This window comes from Pseudoxanthomonas suwonensis, assembly GCF_000972865.1.
Taxonomy (GTDB): domain Bacteria; phylum Pseudomonadota; class Gammaproteobacteria; order Xanthomonadales; family Xanthomonadaceae; genus Pseudoxanthomonas; species Pseudoxanthomonas suwonensis_B.
Window position 1 is genome coordinate 957,091 of record NZ_CP011144.1, and the last position, 21,055, is coordinate 978,145.

A 21,055-nucleotide genomic window follows, 5' to 3' on the forward strand; every position below is an offset into this window, starting at 1 on the left:
CGCGGCCGTTCCGGCGTCTTCGCTGCGCCGCCCGCGAGGACGGCGTATCAGGCGAGGCTCAGCGCGCGTAGCGGCGCTGGAACTTGTCGATGCGGCCGCTGGTGTCCATGACCTTGTGCTTGCCCGTGTAGAACGGGTGCGAGGCCGAGGAGATTTCGATCTTCACCAGCGGGTATTCGTTGCCGTCTTCCCACTTCACGGTTTCCTTGCTGCCGCCGGCCATGGTCGAACGGGTCAGGAACTTGAAATCGGAGGTGACGTCGTGGAAGACGACTTCGCGGTAATCGGGATGGATGCCGGCCTTCATGGCGCACACCGTAAGTAGTTGACGGAACAGAGCCCGGCATTCTAGCCGCCGCCCCATCCCGGCGCAAGGCCGGGGACCTGGCCCGGTCAGGCAGCGGCCAGCGCCGCCTGGACCCGGGCCTCGAACCGGGCCTGGTCATAGCGCAACAGGATCCGGGCGTTGTCGGCGGCCCCGGTCTGCCGGTTCCAGTCCACGGCGGTCAGGCCCCGCGCCAGCCGTCCCTCCGTCTCCACCGCCAGCGGCCGCTCGGCCAGTTCCAGCGCCCCCTCCGGCTCCAGCGCCCAGGCCATGGCCAGGGCATCGGCCGAATGCCACAGCTCGCCGCGGCGGTCCTCCGACCACAGCCGGGTCTGCCGGGAGATGGCCTCGTAGAACCGGGCCCGCGGCGAATCCGCCGCCAGCCACTCCTCGGCCTGGCGATGGTGGAGGCCGTGGGCGAGGGTCGCCTCCCAGTCGGCCAGGTCGTACTTCGGGAAGCCGGACAGGACCACGTGGGCCGCCTCCGGGTCGAAGCCGACGTTGAACTCGGCCACCGGGGTGATGTTGCCGTGGGCGGTGACCGCTCCGCCCATCACCACCAGCCGGGCCACCCGCTGCGGCAGGGTCGGGTCCAGGCGCAGGGCCAGGGCCAGGTTGGTCAGCGGCCCGAGCGCGACCAGCAGCAGGCGGCCGGCGTGCTCGTGCGACAGGCGCAGGATCGCCAGCGCGGCATGCTCGTCGGCGGCCGCGCCGGCCGGATCCGGGTAGCCGATGTCGCCGAAGCCGTCGCGACCGTGCACGTGCGCAGCGTCCTCGCGCTGGACGTGGACCAGCGGGCCGTCGCAACCCGGGAACACCGGCACGTCGGGCCGGGCGACCACCTCGCGCAGCTTCAGCGCGTTGCGCACGGTGTGGTCCAGGCCGACGTTGCCGGCGGCGATGGTCAGTCCGACGACCTCGTGGGCCTCGGAGTGGAACGCCATCAGCAGCGCCAGCGCGTCGTCGACGCCGGGGTCGGTATCGATCAGCAGCGGGATCTTCTCGCTCATGCCTCACTCGCTCTCGAACGGCCGGCCAGTGTCGCCATTCCGGGCCTGTACGGCAAACGGTGGCGGGGTGTCGGCTTCGGAGGAACTGACCGTTGCGGTTTGAAGCGAAAAGCATCGGCTTCGGACGGGGCCGCCGTGCCCAGGGGGTCTGGCGCATCGCTCCGCTCCGGCGTCCTGCCTCCGAGTCGCGAACGCAGCACATCCCTGTGCTGCTTGCGCCAGACCCCCTGGGCACGACGGCCTCGGGAACTTTGAGGATGTGGCTTCGATCGGAAGAGCAACGGCAAAGGCAAAAGCACTCCTCCCAGGCCCACCCAGACGGCACTGCCTTCTGTAGGAGCGGGCATGACCGCGACACGGGCGTCGGAATCACGAGGGCGTCGCCTGGGCCGACGGCGTCGCGTCGCGGTCATGCCCGCTCCTACAAAAGCCCAGGCTTGCGGCTGTCGGCTGCGAACGGAGCCACGACGCCAAAGCTCCCGGAGACGTGGCGGGCCGGGAGTATTGCGGCAGCGGCCAGGGATGGCCGCGTCGGCGAGTCGGCACACGGATGTGCCGCCGAGACGACCGCAATACTCCCGGCCTGCCGCGGCTCAGCACGAAGCCAACCACATCCGGCGCTTTGGCGGTTGCAGTTGCAGTTGCGGTTGCGGTTGCGGTTGCGGTTGCGGTTGCCGTTGCCGTTGCCATCGCAGGCTTGCGGGACTTGCGGTTGCCGGGAAGCTCTACGCGCCTGGTTGTGGGAAAACTGTCAGGCCGCCGCGTAACGCGTTGCGCCGCCGACCCAGCGCGCGACCACCCGGTCGGCCAGTTCTGGCGCCTGCGCCAGCAGCCGGTCGGCCGCCGCGTGCACCTGCGGCAGAAGGCCCGCGTCGCGCGCCAGGTCGGCGATGCGGAACGCGGCCAGGCCGGTCTGGCGGGTACCGAGCAGCTCGCCCGGGCCGCGCAACTCCAGGTCCTTCTCGGCGATGACGAAACCGTCGTTGGTCTGGCGCAATACCTCCAGCCGCTGCCGCGCCATCTGCGACAGCGGCGGCTGGTACAGCAGCACGCAGCTGGACGCCGCCGCGCCGCGGCCGACGCGCCCGCGCAGCTGGTGCAGCTGCGCCAGGCCCAGGCGCTCGGCGTTCTCCACGATCATCAGCGACGCGTTGGGCACGTCCACCCCGACCTCGATCACCGTGGTGGCGACCAGCAGGCCGAGCGCACCGTCCTTGAACGCACGCATGGTCGCCTGCTTCTCGGACGCCTTCATCCGGCCGTGGACCAGGCCCACGCGCACCCCGGGCAACTGCTGCGAGAGCTGCTCGAAGGTGCGTTCGGCCGCCTGTGCCTGCAGGCGCATGCCCTGCCCCGGCTTGCCGTCGTCCTCCTGCTCCTCGATCAGGGTGCATACCCAGTACGCCTGCCGACTCTCCGCACAGGCGGCACGGATGCGCTCGACCAGTTCGGGCCGGCGCTCGGCGCTCACCGCCACGGTCTGCACCGGCGTGCGTCCCGGCGGCAGCTCGTCGATCGCCGACACGTCCAGGTCGGCATAGGCGGTCATCGCCAGGGTGCGCGGGATCGGCGTGGCGGTCATCACCAGCTGGTGCGGCACGTGGCCGTGCGCGGGTCCCTTGTCGCGCAGCGCCAGGCGCTGCTGCACGCCGAAGCGGTGCTGCTCGTCGACGATCACCAGGGCCAGGTCGTGGAAGGCCACGCCCTCCTGCATCAGCGCATGGGTGCCGACCACGACCTGGGCCGTGCCGGAGGCCACCTCCGCCAGCGCCGCCGCGCGCGCCTTGCCGGTGACCTTGCCAGCCAGCCAGGCCACGCGGATGCCCAGCGGCTCCAGCCACGTGCGCAGGTTGGCCAGGTGCTGCTCGGCCAGCAGTTCGGTCGGCGCGGCCAGCGCAACCTGGCAGCCGCGTTCCACCGCCAGGGTCGCCGCCAGCGCGGCGACCACGGTCTTGCCGGAACCGACGTCGCCCTGCACCAGCCGCTGCATCGGCACGGGCAGGGCCAGGTCGGCGCGGACCTGCGCGAATACGCGCTGCTGGGCACCGGTGAGCTTGAACGGAAGGCCCTGCTGCAGCCGTCGCGCCAGCTTGCCGGGTCCATCGAGCGCACGCGCGCTGAGTTGCTGCTGCGCCAGCCGCTGCCGGCGCAGGCTCAGGTGGTGGGCCAGCAGTTCCTCCAGCGCCAGGCGACGCTGCGCCGGGTGGGTGCCGGCGGCCAGCGCAGCCAGGTCGGCGTCGGGCGGTGGCCGGTGCAGGGCCAGCAGCGACTCGCGCAGGCCCGGCAGGCCGGCGAGGCCCGGCAACGACGCCGGCAACAGCTCCAGCGCAGCCGCGTCGGGCAGCAGGTCCAGCGCCTGCCCGATCAGCCGCCGCAGCGTCGCCGGGCCCACGCCCTCGATCGCCGGATAGACCGGATCGAGCGAATCGCCCAGCGCCGCCGCCTCGTCCTCGCCCAGCACCCGGTAGTTGGGATGCACGATCTCCAGCCCGTGCTGGCCGGGACGCGGCGTGCCGAAGCAGCGCAGGCGCACGCCGGGCCGGAACTGCGCCACCTGCGCGGCGCGGAAATGGAAGAAGCGCAGCACCAGCGTGGCGCGCGAGCCGTCGCCGACGGCGACGCGGAGCACCGGCCGGTAGCGGAAACCGCGCTCGACCGCTTCGACCGTGCCCTCTACCTGCGCCGGCATGCCCGCGCGCAGGTCGCGGATCGGGGTCAGCCGGGTGCGGTCCTCGTAGCGCAGCGGCAGGTGCAGCCACAGGTCCTGGACCGTGGCCAGGCCGCGCGCGGCCAGCTTCTCGGCAACGCTGGCGCCGACGCCGCGCAGCGCCGACACCGGCGTGGCGCCACCGGCCAGTGCGGGCGCGGCCTGCCGGGTCGCCCTCACGCGCGCGCCAGCCGGATCAGTCGAGCACCATCACCGCATCGGCCTCGAACGCCACGCCCTTGGGCAGCGCGGAGACGCCGATGGTCGAGCGCGCCGGGAACGGCGCGGAGAAATATTCCTGCATCACTGCGTTGACCGCGGCGAACTGCGACAGGTCGGTCAGGTACAGGCCCAGGCGCACGATCCGGTCCAGCGAGCCGCCGGCGGCCTCGGCCACCGCCCTGAGGTTGTCGAACACCTGCCGTGCCTGCGCGCTGATGTCGCCCTCGACCACCTCGCCGGTGGCCGGCACCAGCGGTATCTGCCCGGAGAAGTACACGGTGTTGCCGCTGCGCACGGCCTGGGAATAGGGGCCGATGGCGGCGGGGGCATGTTCGGTCTGGATGATCTGGGCCATGAGTGGTTCCGGGAAGCGGGAGGCTGGAGCGGGATTTTAGCGTCGTTCGGCTGCGGCGGCCGGGTGGTGGCGTCGCATCGGTGTGGCGGTGCTGAGCAAGAGCACCCTCCCCGGCCCTCCCCGTCGCACTGCGTACGAAAGGGAGGGGGGAAAGGCGCAAGCCAGGCATCGACTTCCGGGCACCATCCGCAGCGCGCTACTGCCGGCGCACGCCCTGCACGACATTGAGCCGGCGCAGGCGGCGGATCACCTCGGCCAGGTGGTTGCGGTCGCGGACCTGGATGGCGAAGCGCAGCTGCGCGGCGTTCACGTCGCGGTCCAGGTAGTCGACCCGTTCGATGTTGGACTGGCTCTGCGCCACCGCCGCGGCCAGCTGCGCCAGCACGCCGGTATGGTTCTCCACGTCGACGATCAGCGAGGCGTCGTAGTCGCCGGTGACGTTCGGATCCCAGTCGATCGGCACCCAGCGCTCGGGCGACTTGCGGAACTCGGCCAGGTTCGGGCAATCCATGCGGTGCACCACCACGCCCTTGCCGGCGGTGTGGTAGCCCATGATCTCGTCGCCGGGAATCGGCTGGCAGCAGTTGGCGAAGCTGACCACCCCGCCCTCGGTGCCGTTGATCAGGATCTTCTCCTGGGAATGCTTGGAATGGCCGCCGCCGCGCAGTTCGGCGTAGGCCATCAGCGCCTGCGCGGCCTGGCTGGGCATCCAGTTGCCCAGCGCCACGTCGGCCAGGAACGACTCCAGCCGCGGGAAGCGGTGCTCGGCCAGGAACGACTCCAGGCGCCGCGCCGGCAGCTTCTCCAGCGAACTGCCCATCGCCTCCAGCGCGCGGTCCAGCATGCGGTGGCCCAGCTGCACCGCGTCCTCGTGCTCGAGCTGCTTGAGCTGGTGGCGGATCGCGGTGCGCGCCTTGCTGGTGACCACGAACTCCAGCCACTGCGGCTTGGGAGCGGCCGACTTGGCGGCGATGATCTCCACCGTCTGCCCGCTCGACAGCTTGGTCCGCAGCGGCACCAGTTTCTTGTCCACGCGTGCGGCCACGGCCTGGTTGCCGACGTCGGTGTGCACCGCGTAGGCGAAGTCCAGCGCGGTGGAGTTGCGCGGCAGGGCCAGGATCCGGCCCTTGGGTGTGAACAGGTAGACCTCGTCCGGGAACAGGTCGACCTTGACGTTCTCCAGGAACTCCAGCGAAGAACCGGCCGCGCGCTGCGACTCGATCAGCTCCACGATCCAGGCGTGGGCGCGGCTCTGCGCACTGTTGGGGCCTTCGCCGCCGTGCTTGTAGGTCCAGTGCGCGGCGATGCCGCGCTCGGCGATCAGGTCCATCTCCTCGGTGCGGATCTGGACCTCGATCGGCGAGCCGTAGGGGCCGAACAGCACCGTGTGCAGCGACTGGTAGCCGTTGGCCTTGGGGATGGCGATGAAGTCGCGGAAGCGCCCGTCCAGCGGCTTGAACTGCGCGTGCACCGCACCCAGGCCGTGGTAACAGTCCGGCACGCTGCGCACGACCACGCGGAAGCCGAACACGTCCATCACCTGGTCGAAGCTTTTGCCCTCGGCCAGCATCTTGTTGTAGATGCTCCACGGGGTCTTGATCCGGCTGACCAGGCGGTGCTCGAGCCCCTCGCGGGCCAGGCCCTGCGACAACTGCACCTCGACCTGGGCCATCGACTCGCGCCGCACCACCGGCTGGCTGCGGATGTGCTTCTCGATGATCGCGTGGCGCCACGGGTGCAGCGCGCGGAAGCCCAGGTTCTGCAACTCGGACTTGACCAGGCTCATGCCCAGGCGCTGGGCGATCGGCGCGTAGATCTCCAGCGTCTCGCGGGCGATGCGGGTGCGCGCCTCGGCGCTCTGCGCGCCCAGGGTGCGCATGTTGTGCAGGCGGTCGGCCAGCTTGATCATGATCACGCGCAGGTCGCGCGACATGGCCAGCAGCATCTTGCGGAAGCTCTCGGCGGCCGCCTCCTGGCGGTCGCGGAACTTGAGCTTGTCCAGCTTGGTGACGCCGTCGACCAGCTCGGCCACGTCCTCGCCGAACTGGCCGGCGATCTCCTCGCGGCGCAGCGGGGTGTCCTCGATGGTGTCGTGCAGGATCGCCGCGATCAGCGTCTCCACGTCCAGGCCGAGCTCGGCCAGTACGCCTGCCACCGCCACCGGATGGGTGATGTAGGGCTCGCCCGATTTGCGGGTCTGCCCGGCGTGGGCGGCGGCGCCGACGCGCCAGGCCTCGCGCAACAGCGGCAGCTGTTCACGCGGCAGGTAGGAGGCGGCCCGCTCCAGTTCGAGGACGTAGTCCGGCACCGCGTCGCCGGCGGGCGGCGAGGCGGTGGCGACTGCCTGGGCGGAATGGCCTGGGTTCATGGAGAAAGACTATGCCAGCGCCCTGTCGGCGGCAAACCTGAAGGCTCGCCACCTGGCGCTACCGTGATCACGATCGATGCCTGCCGGCCGTTCCGTAGTGGCTGTGGGAGCCCCGCGCTGCGCGGGTATCGGAACCACGGGGGCGCTGCTGGACCGGCGGCGTCGGGTCGCCGGCTGAACCCGGCTCCTACAACGGCGGGGCGATCGCCTTTTTGGGAAGCCGGCGATACGGTCGTCGGAAACATGGGAGCGCCCTAATGGGGTCAGGTTCATTTTTCCTGGGAAAAATGAACCTGACCCCATTAGGGCGTGGAACGTCGGAAGTCTTGAAGGCGACGCCTGGGCCGATGGCGTCGCGTCGCGGGCAAGCCCGGCTCCTGCAAACAGCGGCTGGCCGATGGCTGGTCAGCCCAGGCGCTGCGCGCGCTCCACCCCGGGCAGCGCGTCCAGCTTGCCGAGCAGGGTCGACAGCTGGCCGTAGTCGGCCACGCGCAGGCGCATGCGCAGTTGGACCCGGCCGTCGGCGCGCACGTCGCTGCGGATGTCGGCCACGTGCGCGTCCTCCTGGGCGATCAGCGTGGTCACGTCCTTCAGCAGCCACTTGCGGTCCACCCCGCTGACCGCCACGTCGACCTCGTAGCCGCCGCCGGCCGCGCCCCACTCCACCGGCAGCACCCGCTGCGGCTGGGCCGCCGCCAGGCGCGCGAACGCGGCACAGTCGGCGCGGTGCACGGTGACGCCACGGGCGCGGGTCAGGTAGCCGGCGATCGGCTCGCCCGGCACCGGCTGGCAGCAGCGCGCCAGCTGCACCAGCAGGTTGCCCACGCCCTGCACGGTGAAGCCGGCGTCGGCTTTCTTCTTCCGCGCCTGGCGCGGTACCGGGCGCGCGGCCTGCGCCGCGGCCGGCTGCGGCGCGGCGGCACGCTCCAGTTCGTGCAGCGAGCGGCCGACCTGGTGCGGGCCGACGTCGCCCAGCGCCACCTGGATGTACAGGTCGTCCACGCTCTCGGCATGGAACTTCTTCGCCACCGGCACCAGGTCGGCATGGTGCAGTCCCAGCCGCTTGAGCTCGCGCTCGAGCATCTCGCGCCCGGCCTGGACGTTGCGCGAGCGGTCCAGCTTGTGGAACCAGGCGCGCACCTTGTCGCGCGAGCGGCCGCTGGCCAGGTAGCCGTTGGCCGGCAGCAGCCAGTCGCGGCGCGGGTCCGGTTCCTTGCCGGTCATGATCTCGACCCGGTCGCCGCTGCGCAGGCGGTGGCCCAGCGGCACGATCCGGCCGTTGACCTTGGCTCCGCGGTAGCGGTGCCCGACCATGGTGTGCACGTGGTAGGCGAAGTCCAGCGGGGTGGCGCCCTGCGGCAGGTCGATCACCTCGCCCTTCGGGGTCAGCGCGTAGACGCGCTCCTCGACCAGTTCGGCATCCAGCGCTCCGGCCAGGCCCTCGTCGCGGCCGTCGCCGGCCTGCTCCAGCAGCTGCCGCATCCAGGCGATCTTGCGCTCGAACGCGCGCCCGGCGCCCTTGCCGGCGGCGCTGCCGCCGGTCTCCTTGTAGCGCCAGTGCGCGGCCACGCCGAGTTCGGCCTGCTCGTGCATCTCGCGGGTGCGGATCTGCACCTCCAACGTGCGCCCCTCCGGCCCGACCACCGCGGTGTGCAGCGAGCTGTAGCCGTTGGGCTTGGGCCGGGCGATGTAGTCGTCGAACTCGCCCGGCACCGGTGCCCACAGCGCGTGGACCACGCCCAGCGCGGCGTAGCAGGCGGCGACGTCGTCGACCATCACCCGCACCGCGCGCAGGTCGTAGAGCTTGTCCAGCGGCAGGTGCTTCTTCTGCATCTTCCGCCAGATGCTGTAGATGTGCTTGGGCCGGCCGCTGATCTCGGATGCGATCCCGTGCGTGGCCAGCACCTTGCCCAGCTGCGCCTTCACCGCCCTGATGTAGCGCTCGCGGCCGGAGCGAGTTTCGTCCAGTTCGCGGGTCAGGTGGCGGTAGGTGTCCGGCTCGAGGAAGCGGAACGCCAGGTCCTCCAGCTCCCACTTCAGCTGCCAGATGCCCAGGCGGTTGGCCAGCGGCGCGTGGATGTCGCGGGTGAGCTGGGCCAGCGCGCGGCGTTCGGCCTCGGGCAGGCGGTCGGCGACGCGCATGCGCGCCAGCTGCCGCGCCAGCAGGATCGGCACCACCCGCAGGTCCTGGATGATCGCCAGCAGCAGCCGGCGCAGGCCCTCGCCGTTGCGCCCGGCCTCGCGCCCGGCGTGCAGGGCCCAGACCTGGTCGGCCGCGTCCTGGCCCTCGAGCAGGCCGGCCACCGCCGGATGCGCCGCCGCCACGGCCTGGGCGGCGGCCGCGCGCAGGCCGGGCAGGTCGAACAGCAGCGCGGCGGCGAGCGCGGGCTCGTCGGCGTCCAGCAGGGCCAGCGCGTGCAGGGTGTCGGCGATCACCGGCCAGGGCGCACGCTGCGCGTGATCGGCACCCTCGGCGTCCCAGGCCTGCAGCAGGGTCGCGCGCAATGCGCCCGACAGCAGGTCCGTGGCCGGACCCTGCAGCAAGGCATGCAGACCGTCGATGGCAGAGCGCGACAAGGCCGTTCCGGCGCGTGGGGTTGCGACTACACTAGCGGCCAACACACCGGAGGAACAAGCATGCAACGTCGCCTGTCGCCGTTATGCTCCGTCCTGCTGCTGGCGCTCGCCGTGGCCACCTTTGCCCCCGCCGCCGTCGCGCAGTCGTCCGGCCGCACGGCGATGGAACAGCAGATGACGCCGGAGGAATTCAAGGCCGCCGGACTGCACAAGCTCAGCGCGGAAGAACTGGCGGCGCTGCACGACTGGGTCCAGCGGCAGCAGTCCGGCGTGGCCGGCACGGCATCGCCTGCCACGACACCCGCGCCCGCCGCCGCGCCGCTGCCGGCGGATGCGGCCGTCGCCGCCGGCGCGGCCGCCCTGAGCGCCGCCGAGATCGAACGCATCCGCGAGGAAGCGCGCGAGGAAGGCCGGAAGGAAGTGAAGGAAACGAACCGCGGGTTCTTCGACTTCGGCTCGGACGAACCGATCAAGAGCACCCTGGTCGGCGAGTTCCGCGGCTTCGCCAAGGGCAACCGCTACACGCTGGCCAACGGCCAGGTCTGGGAGCAGGTGGAACCGGCGCGGCTGGAGGGCGTGAAGCGGACCGACCCGGCGGTCACGATCAAGCCCGGGCTGCTCAACGTCTGGTTCCTGCGCATCGACGGCTACAACACGCCGGCCAAGGTGCGACGGATCAAGTAGTCGCCGTGGATCACGGCGGCGGCGCGGCGGTTCTCCGTTGCGGCTGCTGCGACGCGCCACGCCGGCACTCGGGGCCATCCATCATCCCGATGCCCGTGTCGCCGGCCGGCCCGGCACCTACGCCAGCGCCGCCAGGCGCTGGGCGAGCTTCTTCGGCGAGACGCCGCCGCGGACGCCCAGTTCCTGCGCGAACAGCGACACGCGCAGTTCCTCCAGGTCCCAGCGCAGCGCCTGCCACTCGGGCGCGTCGGCTTCACCGCGCGCACGGGCGATCGCCAGCGCGTCGGCGAAGGGCTTGAGCTCCAGCATCCGCGCCTGGTCGCGCGCCGGGTCGCGCAGCGCGCGCTCGGCGCGCAGCGACATGGCCCTGAGCCAGCGCGGGAACTGCGCCAGCGCCTCGGCCGGGGTATGGCGCAGGAAGCCGGGATGCACCAGCCCGGCAAGCTGGCCGCGCAGGTCGTCGAGGTTGGCGCCGGCCCAGCCCTTCAGCGGCGCCTCCAGCTTCGGCTTCAGTTCGGCGACGGCGGCGAGGATCTGCTCGGCCAGTTGCAGCCGCGCCATCGCCTCGCCGAACAGCTGGCGGCCGGCGGCGTCGGCGCGCTGGCGGAAGGCCGCAGCGTCGCGGATCGATTCCAGGCCATCGGCCAGGACCGCGTTCAGGGCGGCCTCGACCAGGTCGGCGCGCAGCTGCTCCTTCTCCCTCGCCTTGGCGTCCGGGCCGGTGCCGAACTGTTCGATCGCCGCGTACAGCAGCCCCAGCTTCGGCGACATCGGCAGCTGCTTGCGCGCCTGCCGCGCCCGCTCGGCCAGGGCGATGCGCAGCAGCCGCTCCACGCCGCGCGGGTGCGCCTGCCGCGCCTGCGCGCGGTCGGCGAACACGCGCAGCACCGCGTGCTCGCCCTCGTCCACCAGCGCCGGCCAGCCCGGCACCCCCGCCTCGCCGGCGACCTGCTCGGGAATCGGATCGGCGGGGAAGTCGCGCAGCGGCGCCTGCCCGTCGCCGAGCGCGCGGCGCGCGCGGTCGGCGAAGGCGCGGCCGGCGCGCTCGCCGAACTGCGCGCGCAGCGCGTCGAGGTCGCGCGACTCGGCCAGCACCTTGCCGCCCCGCTCCGGCGTCTCGCGCAGGCGCAGGTTCATGCGCAGGTGCGGCTCCAGCGCGGCCTCGTCGAAATCCAGCGCGGAGACCGGCACCCCGGTGGCGCGCGCGAGGAAGCGCGCCAGTTCGCCGGCCAGGGCGTCGGCCGACGGCTGCGGGAACGCCTCGAAGAACGCACGGCCGAAGTCCGGCGCCGGCACGTAGTTGCGGCGCATGGCCTTGGGCAGGGTGCGGATCAGGCCGGCCGCCTTGTCGGCGACGAAGCCCGGCGCCAGCCAGGACAGGCGCGCCGGGTCGAGCGCGTTGAGCAGCGGCAACGGCACCTCCAGGGTGACGCCGTCGTCGGCCGCGCCCGGTTCGAAGCGGTAGTGCAGCGGCAGCCGCGCATCGCCCAGCGGGAAGTACTTCGGATACAGGTCGGCCTGCCCGCCCTCGCCGGGCAGCAGGTCGGCAGTCGACCAGCGCAGCGCCTGCGCCTGCTCGCGCGGCAGTTTCCGGTACCAGGCGTCCAGGCCGGCGGCCGAATGGATCTCGCCCGGGATCCGGTCCAGGTACCAGCGCGCCTGCCAGTCGTCGCCGGCGACCAGGCCGGCGCGGCGCAGCTTGGCCTCCTCCTCGCGCACCCGTTCCAGCGTCTTCAGGTTGTCGGCGAGGAACGAAGCCTTGGTGTCGATCTCGCCGGCGACCAGCGCCTGGCGCACAAACAGGTCGTGCGCCCCGCCCGGATCGATGCGCCCGTAGTGCACCGGCCGCTTCGGCGCCAGCACCAGCCCGAACAGGCCGACCTGCTCGGAGGCCAGGACCGTGCCCTGTGCGCGCGACCAGCGCGGATCGAAATGCCGGCGCGCCAGCAGGTGCGGCAGTTCGGCGATGACCCAGTCCGGCTCGATCGCCGCCGCGGTCAGGCCCCAGACCTTCTGCGTGTCCAGCAGGGTGGCGACCAGCACCCACGGCGGCGGCTTCCTCGCCAACGGCGAGGCGGGGAACAGCTGGAAACGGCGCTGCCGCGGCGCCTGGTAGTCGCCCTTGTCGGTGCGGTGGCCGAGCTGGGTCGGCAGGCCGGCGATCAGCGCGCGGTGCAACGACTGGTAGGCCGCGGCACGCTGGCGGGGAGCAAAAAAGGGGTCAGAGTCATTTTCTCTCCTGGCCGGCGGCGGTGGTTGAGCTGGGTCGGGAGAAAATGACTCTGACCCCTTTTTTGCTCCTTCGCGCGCGAGGCGGGCGGCGCGGTGCAGTTCACCGCGGGTCGGGCGCGCGTTCGCCCCGCCGCGCTCGTCCGCCGCCGGCGCGCCGGCCAGCAACGGCAGCACTGCCTGCTCGACCGCCTCCTCGCGCCAGCCCAGCTCCTCGCACAGCAGCTTCAGCTGGCGGTGCAGCTCGCGCCACTCGCGCATGCGCAGGAAGCCCAGGAAGCGCCTGCCGCACCAGTCGCGCAGCTTGGACTGGGTCAGTTCGCCATGGGCGTCGTCATAGGCCTGCCACAGGCGCAGGATGCCGACGAATTCCGAACGCGGATCGGCGAACTGCGCGTGCGCGTTGTCGGCGGCCTCGCGCGCCTCCGGCGGGCGCTCGCGCGGGTCCTGCACGCCGAGGAAGGCGGCGATCGGCAGCATCGCGCGCAGGCAGCCGTGCGCCTGCGCGGCGACCAGCATGCGTGCCAGCTTCACGTCCACCGGCAGGCGCGCCATCTGCCGGCCGATGGCGGTCAGGCGCCGCTGTCCGTCGCCGGCCTCCTCGATCGCGCCCAGCTCGACCAGTTGCTGCCAGCCGTCGGCGATGGCGCGCTCGTCGGGCGGTTCCAGGAACGGGAAGTCCTCGATGCGCCCGAGCCCCAGGTGCAGCATGCGCAGGATCACGCCCGCCAGGCTGGAGCGCCGGATCTCCGGGTCGGTGAATTCCGGCCGCGACAGGAAATCGGCCTCGGCGTAGAGGCGGTAGCACACGCCCTCGGCGACGCGGCCGCAGCGGCCCTTGCGCTGGTTGGCACTGGCCTGGCTGATCGGCTCCACGTGCAAACGGTCGATCTTCGAACGCGGACTGTAGCGCTTGATCCGCGCGTCGCCCGGATCGACCACGTAGCGGATCCGAGGCACGGTCAGCGAGGTCTCGGCGACGTTGGTGGCCAGCACGATCCGCCGCTGCGGCCCCGGATTGAACACCCGATCCTGGTCGCGCACCGACAGCCGCGCATACAGCGGCAGAACCTCGGTCGAGCGGTACTGGCGCTTCTCCAGCGCGCGGTGGGCGTCGCGGATCTCGCGCTCGCCGGGCAGGAACACCAGCACGTCGCCGCGCGGGTCCTCGGCGCCGATCTCGTCGACCGCGGCGGTGATCGCCGAAATGGGGTCAGACTCCTTTTTCCCCGCTACGCGCGCATTGTCTCGACCGGCCGCGGGTGAAAATGTACCTGACCCCATTTCTTCGCCCGGTGGGCGGTAGCGCACTTCGACCGGATAGGTGCGGCCGGCCACCTCGACCACCGGCGCGTCGTCGAAATGCCGCGAGAAGCGCGCGGTGTCGATCGTGGCCGAGGTGACGATGAGCTTGAGGTCGCGGCGCTTGCGCAGCAGCTGCTTGAGGTAGCCAAGCAGGAAGTCGATGTTGAGGCTGCGTTCGTGCGCCTCGTCGATGATGAGCGTGTCATAGGCCGACAGCCAGCGGTCCGAGGCGATCTCGGCCAGCAGGATGCCGTCGGTCATGAACTTGATCCGGGTGTCCGCGCCGACGTTGTCGGTGAAGCGCACCTGGTACCCGACCGTGCCACCCAGCGGCGTGCGCAGTTCCTCGGCCACGCGCGCGGCCACCGCGCGGGCAGCGATGCGGCGCGGCTGGGTGCAGCCGATCGTGCCGGCGACGCCGCGGCCGGCGGCCAGGCACAGCTTGGGCAGCTGGGTGGTCTTGCCCGAACCGGTCTCGCCGGCCACCACCACCACCGGATGCTCGCGGATCAGGGCGACGATGCGCTCGGCCTCGGCGGCGATCGGCAACGCCGCATCGACGCTCACTGCCGGCACGTTCGCAGCGCGGGCCTGGCGGACCGCCACGGACGCCGCCAACGCCTGCTCGAAGCGCTCGCGCAGCGCCGCGTCGGCGGGTTTGCCGCGCCACCGCGACCACAGCCCGTGCAGGCGGCCGCGGTCGCGGCTCAGCGCCTGGTCTATCCCGCGCCGGCCGGCTTCGAGGGGCTTGCGCAGTTCGGCGGGGATCGATTCCATCAATGGGGCCGTGTGAAACTTTGCATAACGTTTCGGGGTTTACTGTCTATTGTGACAGCCCCACCTGTGACCTGTGGACCCACCCCAAGGAGCGAACCATGGCCAAGAGCAAGCCCGCCAAGAAGAAGACCGCATCCCCGGCCAAAGCCAAGGCCAAGTCCGGCGGCCTCAATCCGGTGGCGTCCTCCTCGCGGATCGACATCGGCATCGGCGCCAGCGACCGCAAGGAGATCGCCCAGGGCCTGTCGCGCTACCTGTCCGACGCCTTCACCCTGTACCTGAAGACCCACAATTTCCACTGGAACGTGACCGGGCCGATGTTCAACTCGCTGCACAACATGTTCGAGCAGCAGTACACCGAGCAGTGGAACGCGCTGGACGAGGTCGCCGAGCGCACCCGCGCGCTGGGTTTCAACACCCCCGGCTCCTACGCCGAGTTCATCCGCCTGACCTCGATCCGCGAGGAACAGGGCGCCGACGGCGTGCCGGACTGGAAGGGCATGGTCCAGCAGCTGGTTTCGGGCAACGAGGCGGTGTGCCGCACTGCGCGCGCCGTGCTCAAGACCGCCGACGATGCCGGCGACGACCCGACGGTGGACCTGCTGACCCAGCGCCTGCAGACCCATGAGAAGTACGCCTGGATGCTGCGTTCGCTGCTGGAGTGAGTACCAGGGCGCGTTGCCCCCGCCGGATCCTGGTCGCGGCCGCCTCCCCGAGGAGCGGCCGCGATCGTTTTGGACCTCATCCTTGTTTGGACCTCATCCTTGTTTGGACCTCATCCTTGTTTGGACCTCATCCTTGTTTGGACCTCATCCTTGTAGGAGCCGGGTTCAGCCTTTGACCCGACGCCCTCGACACAGGCGACGCCATCGTGATTTCGACGGCGTCGGGTCGCCGGCTGAACCCGGCTCCTACAGAAGGCGCGGCGCTTCGACCTTCAGCCCTTGGCGAACGCCAGCTGCCCGCCCTCGGCCTCGACCCTGACCGTGTCGCCGTTGCCGAACTCGCCAGCCAGGATCTTCTGCGCCAGCGGATTCTCGATCTGGGCCTGGATCGCGCGCTTGAGCGGGCGTGCGCCGTAGACCGGATCAAATCCCACATTCCCCAGCAGCTCGAACGCCTTCTCCGACAGCTCCAGCTTCAGCCCGCGCTCGCCCAGCCGTCTCTCCAGCCCGCGCAGCTGGATCCGCGCGATCTGCTTGATCTGCTGCTTGTCCAGCGGGTGGAACACGACGATGTCGTCCAGCCGGTTGATGAATTCCGGGCGGAAGTGCGCCTGGACCACGCCCATCACCGCCGCCTTCATCTGCGTGTAGGCCTCCGGACTGCCGTCGCCGGACAGTTCCTGGATCTGGTGCGAGCCCAGGTTGGAGGTCATCACGATGACCGTGTTGCGGAAGTCCACTGTGCGGCCCTGGCCGTCGGTCAGGCGGCCGTCGTCCAGCACCTGCAGCAGGATGTTGAACACGTCCGGGTGCGCCTTCTCGACCTCGTCGAGCAGGATCAGCGAGTACGGCCGGCGGCGCACCGCCTCGGTCAGGTAGCCGCCCTCCTCGTAGCCGACGTAGCCGGGAGGCGCGCCGATCAGGCGGGCCACCGAGTGCTTCTCCATGAACTCGCTCATGTCGATCCGCACCATTGCATCGGAGCTGTCGAACAGGAACTCGGCCAGCGCCTTGCACAGCTCGGTCTTGCCCACGCCGGTCGGACCGAGGAACAGGAACGAGCCAATCGGCCGGTTCGGGTCGGACAGGCCGGCACGCGAGCGGCGCACCGCGTCGGACACCACCCGGATCGCCTCCTCCTGGCCGACCACGCGCCGGCCCAGGTCGCCCTCCATCCGCAGCAGCTTCTCGCGCTCGCCCTCCAGCATCCGGCTGACCGGGATCCCGGTCCAGCGCGAAACCACCTCGGCGATCTCCTCGTCGGTGACCCGGTCCTGGACCAGCCTGAATTCCTTCTGCTCGACCTCCTGCGCCGCGGCCAGCTGCTTCTCCAGCCCGGGCAGCGTGCCGTACTGGATCTCGCTCATCTTCGCGTAGTCCTGGCGGCGCTGTGCGGCCTCCAGCTCCAGCCGGGCCTGCTCGATCTGCTCCTTGATCCTGGTGGCGCCCTGCAGCGCGGCCTTCTCCGACTTCCACACCTCGTCGAGGTCGGAGAACTCGCGTTCGAGCTTGTCGATGTCCGATTCCAGGTCGGCCAGGCGCTGCCTGCTCGCCTCGTCCTTCTCCTTCTTCAGCATCTCGCGCTGGATCTTCAGCTGGATCAGCCGCCGCTCCAGGCGGTCCAGTTCCTCCGGCTTGGAGTCGATCTCCATGCGGATGCGCGAGGCGGCCTCGTCCATCAGGTCGATGGCCTTGTCCGGCAGCTGGCGGTCGCTGATGTAGCGGTGGGACAGGGTGGCCGCGGCGACGATCGCCGGGTCGGTGATCTCCACGCCGTGGTGCACCGCGTAGCGCTCCTTGAGCCCGCGCAGGATGGCGATGGTGTCCTCCACGCTGGGCTCGCCGACGTACACCTTCTGGAAGCGGCGCTCCAGCGCGGCGTCCTTCTCGATGTACTGGCGGTACTCGTCCAGGGTGGTGGCGCCGATGCAGTGCAGTTCGCCGCGGGCCAGCGCCGGCTTGAGCATGTTGCCCGCGTCCATCGCGCCCTCGGCCTTGCCGGCGCCGACCATGGTGTGCAGCTCGTCGATGAACAGGATGATCTGGCCCTCGTTCTTGGCCAGGTCGTTGAGCACGCCCTTGAGCCGCTCCTCGAACTCGCCGCGGAACTTGGCGCCGGCGATCAGCGCGCCCATGTCCAGCGAGAGCACGCGCTTGCCGCGCAGTCCCTCGGGCACCTCGCCGTTGACGATGCGCTGGGCCAGGCCCTCGACGATCGCAGTCTTGCCCACGCCCGGCTCGCCGATCAGCACCGGGTTGTTCTTGGTCCGGCGCTGCAGCACCTGGATGGTGCGGCGGATCTCCTCGTCGCGGCCGATCACCGGGTCGAGCTTGCCCGACTCGGCGCGCGCGGTGAGGTCGATGGTGTACTTCTCCAGCGCCTGGCGCTGGTCTTCTGCGTTCTCGGACTGCACGGTCTCGCCTCCGCGGATTTTCTCGATCGCTGCTTCCAGCTTCTGTTTGTTCGCCCCGGCCGCCTTCAGCGCCTGGCCAGCGGCGCCGCCGTCCTCCAGCGCCGCCAGCACGAACCACTCGCTGGCGATGAACTGGTCGCCGTGCTGCTGGGCCAGCTTGTCGGTGAGGTTGAGCAGGCGGGTCAGGTCGTTGCCGACCGACAGGTTGCCGGCCTGGCCGGTGACCTTGGGCAGCTTCTCCAGCGCCTCGCCCAGGCGTTCGCGCAGCAGCGGCACGTTCACTCCGGCCTGGGCCAGCAGCGGCCGGGTGCTGCCGCCGGACTGCTCCAGCAGCGCGGTCAGCACGTGCGCCGGTTCGAGCAGGTGGTGGTCGCGGCCCACGGCCAGCGACTGCGCGTCGGCCAGCGCCTGCTGGAAACGCGAGGTGAGCTTGTCCATCCGCATCGGGGATCCCTCGAAGGAGTGGCCGGCGGTGCCGGCGATGGTATCCAGATGAGGTTGCGGCGGAGTGTTTCAAGGCCGGGTGAGACCGGCAGTCAGGACCTGTCGTCCGTTCGGCCTCCCTGGCCACCCGGATACCGGATCGGCCGATAATCGCAGCCATGCCCGTCTCCGGCCCCTGGTACCTCTACCTGCTGCTGTGCCGCAACGGCGCCTGGTACGCCGGGATCACCAACGACCTGGAGGCCCGCTTCCAGGCCCACCTGCGCGGGACCGGCGCGCGCTATACCCGCGCCAACCCACCGGTGCGCCTGCTCGGCAGCCGGGCCTATCCGGACCGGGCCGCCGCCTCGCGCGCGGAATGGGCGATCAAGCGGCTGCCGCGGGAGCGCAAGCTGGCTTTCCTGCTGGAAGGTGCCGCACCGGATGCCCTGTAGGAGCACAGCTTGCTGGCGACACGGGCGTCGGGAATACGAAGGCGTCGCCTGGGCCAGCGGCGTCGGGTCGCCGGCTGAACCCGGCTCCTACAACAGCCTCACGGCGGACCAGGCAGGCCCCATCGGCGCATCAGCGCGCCGCATCCCCTGGCAGCAGCCAGCCCTCGTAGCGGATCACCGGCCCGGCCAGCGGCAAGGCCGCTTCGACCCGGAACTCGTAGCGGCCGGCGTGCTCGCGCTCGCGGCACTGGACCCGGCCGAACAGCGCCACCGGCAGCGGCAGCAGGCCCAGCAGGCGCACGCCGGCCACGTTCCAGTAGATCGCACCGTCGGCGGTGTGCAGCAGGAAACGGAACTGGACCGGACCCAGCCGCTCGATCAGCAGGCCCTTGCGGCATTTCAGCCGCGAGGCCATGGGGTGGCCGCCGAAATCACGGCGCCAGGTCTCGCCCTTGGCATCGGTGGCGAACCCGACCCGCAGCGGCGCGTCGGCCATCGCCGGCGGCAGTCCGGCGACGGCCGCGAACAGGCGCGCCAGCGGATTGGTGCCGCGCTCGACGGTGACACGGCCGGCGTATTCGCCGCGGCCGCGGATCGAATGCAGCGCGCGCAGCGTGTCGGGCAGGTTGAAGAACGGCGCCCGCAGCACCTGCTGGAACACGGTCGGTTCGATGGCGGTCGCGGAAACGGGAATCGAAGCCATGCGGGCGGCGCGGTGCGGCTGGGCACACAGCATACGGCGCCGCGCGCCGGCCGTGGCCCCGCTCAGCCGCGCGCCAGCGCGCGCCGGATCGCCCGCAGCTGCTGCTTGACCTGGGTCCGCTGCTCCGGCGCCAGCCGCACCAGCGCCTTCTGCCCGACCGACAGCGTCTCCAGGGCCGGATCGGCGAAGCGGAACTTGCCGTGCGCACCCGGCACCACCCGGGGCGGCTCGGCCGGTTCGGGCGCCTGCAGCAGGTGGTCGATCACCTCGACCAGGCGGTCGTTGAAGTAGGCGTCCGGCCGGCCCAGTTCGGCATAGGCCTGCTGGAACAGCGGGTAGAAACGGCGATAGGCCGCGGCCAGGCGCTCGGGATCGGCCTGCACGAAGGCGCGGACGTAGGGCTCGTAGCGCCGCGCATTGGCCTGGGCGATCCGCAGCGAAGCGCCGTCGGCCGCGTCGTCCTCGATCGCGTCGGCCTCGACCGAGAACTCGCCCGGCAAGGCGCGCATCGCCAGCGCGCGCTGGTTGATGCGGCGTTCGGTCAGGTTGTCGATCATCGTCACTAGGCGCTGGATCAGGTGGTCGCGCAGCAGCACGTCGAGCACCGAGGCGTCGCCGGCCAGCTCCGCGAGCGCGGCCCAGGCCGCCGGGTCGCTGTCGTCGAGTGTCGGGAGCGCCGGGTCGGCCATGTCCTGCGGGTCGAGCGGATGGCGGATCGCCGTTGCGTCCGGATCCGCCGGCGAGGCCGGCCGTTCCAGCGCCGGCGCCGCGGCAGTCGGACCGGCGCCCGTTTCCGGCACATTCGTGCGCGGTCGCAGCAGCCACCAGCCGGCCGCCACCACGGCGACGACGACCAGCAGCCAGGGCCAGCGCGAAGCTATCGATCGCATGTCCACTCCCTTTCTCGTTCGGACTTGGGCTCTCTGACCCCATCCGGCCGCCACGGTTCCGCGCGCGGCCGCGGTGCCTCTGGACACGCTCGCAGCAGCGGCCGACACTGGCCGCGCGTTCCGTCCTCGGCGATGCCGGCGGTCCACTCCGGCGTCGCCTGCACCGCTCATCGGCGCAAGGACGCCAGCTGGACGATCCGCATCCATGCGCATGGGGAATGCCGATGGAAACCGAGCCGACGCACCAGGAAAGCCGAGCGGAAGAGAAGGCGCAGCGGCGCACCGACCGCCTGGAGATGCTGTTCACCCTGGTCATGGCCATGGCCGCCATCGGCACCGCGTGGGCCGGCTTCGAAAGCGCCAAGTGGGGCGGCGTGCAGTCGCGGCTCACCACCGAGGCCTCGGCGGCACGCATCGAGGCCAACCGCAAGTCCAACGAGGCCTGGCAGCAGCGCACCGTGGACGTGATCACGTTCACCCAGTGGCTCGGCGCGCTCAACGCGGAGCTCCAGGACGATCCGGCCGCGCACGAGGCCGGCTACGCGCCGCGCGAACGGACCCTGTCCGCCTTCATCCACGCCCGTTTCCGCGACGAGTTCAAGCCTGCGTTCGAGGCCTGGATGGCCTACCGCCCGCTGCGCAATCCCGATGCGCCGGCCACGCCGTTCGTGATGCCCGAATACCGCCTGGCGGCGCAGGACGAGGCCGACCGCCTGAGCGAGCGGGCCGAACAGCGCGGTACCGAAGCCCTGGCGGCCAGCACCCTGTCCGACAACTACGTGCTGACCGGCGTGCTGTTCGCGCTGGTGCTGTTCTTCGTCGCGGTCGGCAACAAGGCCAACAGCAGGCGCAGCCGCTGGCTGCTGTTCGGCCTGAGCCTGGTCACCTTCGCCGCGACCCTGGGCGTGCTGGCCACCTTCCCGGTGGTGATCTGAGGCGCATGCGG

General features: G+C 71.2%; 14 protein-coding genes. 4 read left to right on the forward strand and 10 right to left on the reverse strand.

Annotation, left to right across the window (positions count from 1 at the left end):
* Nucleotides 1-58: 58 nt before the first annotated feature.
* The 6 genes from WQ53_RS04195 to WQ53_RS04220 all read right to left on the reverse strand — a co-directional run bounded on the left by WQ53_RS04195 (nucleotide 59) and on the right by WQ53_RS04220 (nucleotide 9,564).
* Complete coding sequence (locus WQ53_RS04195; RefSeq protein WP_052630709.1) at nucleotides 59-307, reverse strand: type B 50S ribosomal protein L31; 249 nt, start codon at nucleotides 305-307, stop codon at nucleotides 59-61.
* Between the two features lie 86 nt (nucleotides 308-393).
* Entirely contained in the window at nucleotides 394-1,335 is a 942-nt protein-coding gene (locus tag WQ53_RS04200; protein WP_052630711.1) for a nucleoside hydrolase, read from the reverse strand.
* Between the two features lie 751 nt (nucleotides 1,336-2,086).
* On the reverse strand, nucleotides 2,087-4,222 hold the full coding sequence (gene recG, locus WQ53_RS04205; RefSeq protein ID WP_052630714.1) for an ATP-dependent DNA helicase RecG: 2,136 nt from the start codon (nucleotides 4,220-4,222) through the stop codon (nucleotides 2,087-2,089).
* A gap of 16 nt (nucleotides 4,223-4,238) precedes the next feature.
* The gene (locus WQ53_RS04210) at nucleotides 4,239-4,619 is read right to left on the reverse strand and encodes a RidA family protein (RefSeq protein WP_052630716.1); all 381 of its coding nucleotides are present in this window, start codon (nucleotides 4,617-4,619) and stop codon (nucleotides 4,239-4,241) included.
* Between the two features lie 196 nt (nucleotides 4,620-4,815).
* The gene (locus WQ53_RS04215; RefSeq protein ID WP_052630718.1) at nucleotides 4,816-6,987 is read right to left on the reverse strand and encodes a RelA/SpoT family protein; all 2,172 of its coding nucleotides are present in this window, start codon (nucleotides 6,985-6,987) and stop codon (nucleotides 4,816-4,818) included.
* 405 nt (nucleotides 6,988-7,392) lie between these two features.
* The gene (locus tag WQ53_RS04220; protein ID WP_052630721.1) at nucleotides 7,393-9,564 is read right to left on the reverse strand and encodes a RelA/SpoT family protein; all 2,172 of its coding nucleotides are present in this window, start codon (nucleotides 9,562-9,564) and stop codon (nucleotides 7,393-7,395) included.
* Nucleotides 9,565-9,624: 60 nt separating this feature from the next.
* On the opposite strand from WQ53_RS04220, the gene WQ53_RS04225 reads away from it, so the two are divergent.
* A complete protein-coding gene (locus WQ53_RS04225) occupies nucleotides 9,625-10,248 on the forward strand; it encodes a hypothetical protein (RefSeq protein WP_052630723.1) in 624 nt (207 codons plus the stop codon).
* A gap of 117 nt (nucleotides 10,249-10,365) precedes the next feature.
* Here the strand turns inward: WQ53_RS04225 and hrpA are convergent, their stop codons facing one another.
* Nucleotides 10,366-14,559, reverse strand: coding sequence for an ATP-dependent RNA helicase HrpA (gene hrpA / locus WQ53_RS04230; protein ID WP_052630725.1), 4,194 nt, complete (start codon nucleotides 14,557-14,559; stop codon nucleotides 10,366-10,368).
* A gap of 98 nt (nucleotides 14,560-14,657) precedes the next feature.
* Here hrpA and WQ53_RS04235 point away from each other — a divergent pair, with 98 nt between their 5' ends.
* Nucleotides 14,658-15,224, forward strand: a complete 567-nt coding sequence (locus tag WQ53_RS04235) for a Dps family protein (protein WP_052630727.1) — start codon at nucleotides 14,658-14,660, stop codon at nucleotides 15,222-15,224.
* A gap of 272 nt (nucleotides 15,225-15,496) precedes the next feature.
* On the opposite strand, the gene clpB is transcribed toward WQ53_RS04235, so the two are convergent.
* Nucleotides 15,497-18,082 (reverse strand): ATP-dependent chaperone ClpB, encoded by a 2,586-nt coding sequence (gene clpB / locus WQ53_RS04240; RefSeq protein ID WP_052630729.1) that lies wholly within the window; start codon nucleotides 18,080-18,082, stop codon nucleotides 15,497-15,499.
* Between the two features lie 158 nt (nucleotides 18,083-18,240).
* Between clpB and WQ53_RS04245 the strand changes: the two genes are divergently transcribed.
* Nucleotides 18,241-18,516: a GIY-YIG nuclease family protein gene (locus WQ53_RS04245; RefSeq protein ID WP_052630731.1), complete on the forward strand. Its 276-nt coding sequence runs from the start codon at nucleotides 18,241-18,243 to the stop codon at nucleotides 18,514-18,516.
* A gap of 130 nt (nucleotides 18,517-18,646) precedes the next feature.
* Here the strand turns inward: WQ53_RS04245 and WQ53_RS04250 are convergent, their stop codons facing one another.
* On the reverse strand, nucleotides 18,647-19,219 hold the full coding sequence (locus WQ53_RS04250; protein WP_052630733.1) for a DUF4166 domain-containing protein: 573 nt from the start codon (nucleotides 19,217-19,219) through the stop codon (nucleotides 18,647-18,649).
* Between the two features lie 62 nt (nucleotides 19,220-19,281).
* Nucleotides 19,282-20,109 (reverse strand): DUF3014 domain-containing protein, encoded by an 828-nt coding sequence (locus WQ53_RS04255; RefSeq protein ID WP_052633914.1) that lies wholly within the window; start codon nucleotides 20,107-20,109, stop codon nucleotides 19,282-19,284.
* Nucleotides 20,110-20,333: 224 nt separating this feature from the next.
* On the opposite strand from WQ53_RS04255, the gene WQ53_RS04260 reads away from it, so the two are divergent.
* Complete coding sequence (locus WQ53_RS04260) at nucleotides 20,334-21,044, forward strand: hypothetical protein (protein WP_201774026.1); 711 nt, start codon at nucleotides 20,334-20,336, stop codon at nucleotides 21,042-21,044.
* Nucleotides 21,045-21,055 lie beyond the last annotated feature (11 nt).

Excerpts from the sequence above, each read along its gene's own strand:
- WQ53_RS04195 (WP_052630709.1), bottom strand. The coding sequence starts at position 307 with ATGAAGGCCGGCATCCATCCCGATTACCGCGAAGTCGTCTTCCACGAC.
- WQ53_RS04200 (WP_052630711.1), bottom strand. The coding sequence starts at position 1,335 with ATGAGCGAGAAGATCCCGCTGCTGATCGATACCGACCCCGGCGTCGAC.
- WQ53_RS04210 (WP_052630716.1), bottom strand. The coding sequence starts at position 4,619 with ATGGCCCAGATCATCCAGACCGAACATGCCCCCGCCGCCATCGGCCCC.
- WQ53_RS04215 (WP_052630718.1), bottom strand. The coding sequence starts at position 6,987 with ATGAACCCAGGCCATTCCGCCCAGGCAGTCGCCACCGCCTCGCCGCCC.
- WQ53_RS04225 (WP_052630723.1), top strand. The coding sequence starts at position 9,625 with ATGCAACGTCGCCTGTCGCCGTTATGCTCCGTCCTGCTGCTGGCGCTC.
- hrpA (WP_052630725.1), bottom strand. The coding sequence starts at position 14,559 with ATGGAATCGATCCCCGCCGAACTGCGCAAGCCCCTCGAAGCCGGCCGG.
- WQ53_RS04235 (WP_052630727.1), top strand. The coding sequence starts at position 14,658 with ATGGCCAAGAGCAAGCCCGCCAAGAAGAAGACCGCATCCCCGGCCAAA.
- clpB (WP_052630729.1), bottom strand. The coding sequence starts at position 18,082 with ATGCGGATGGACAAGCTCACCTCGCGTTTCCAGCAGGCGCTGGCCGAC.
- WQ53_RS04245 (WP_052630731.1), top strand. The coding sequence starts at position 18,241 with ATGCCCGTCTCCGGCCCCTGGTACCTCTACCTGCTGCTGTGCCGCAAC.
- WQ53_RS04250 (WP_052630733.1), bottom strand. The coding sequence starts at position 19,219 with ATGGCTTCGATTCCCGTTTCCGCGACCGCCATCGAACCGACCGTGTTC.
- WQ53_RS04255 (WP_052633914.1), bottom strand. The coding sequence starts at position 20,109 with ATGCGATCGATAGCTTCGCGCTGGCCCTGGCTGCTGGTCGTCGTCGCC.
- WQ53_RS04260 (WP_201774026.1), top strand. The coding sequence starts at position 20,334 with ATGGAAACCGAGCCGACGCACCAGGAAAGCCGAGCGGAAGAGAAGGCG.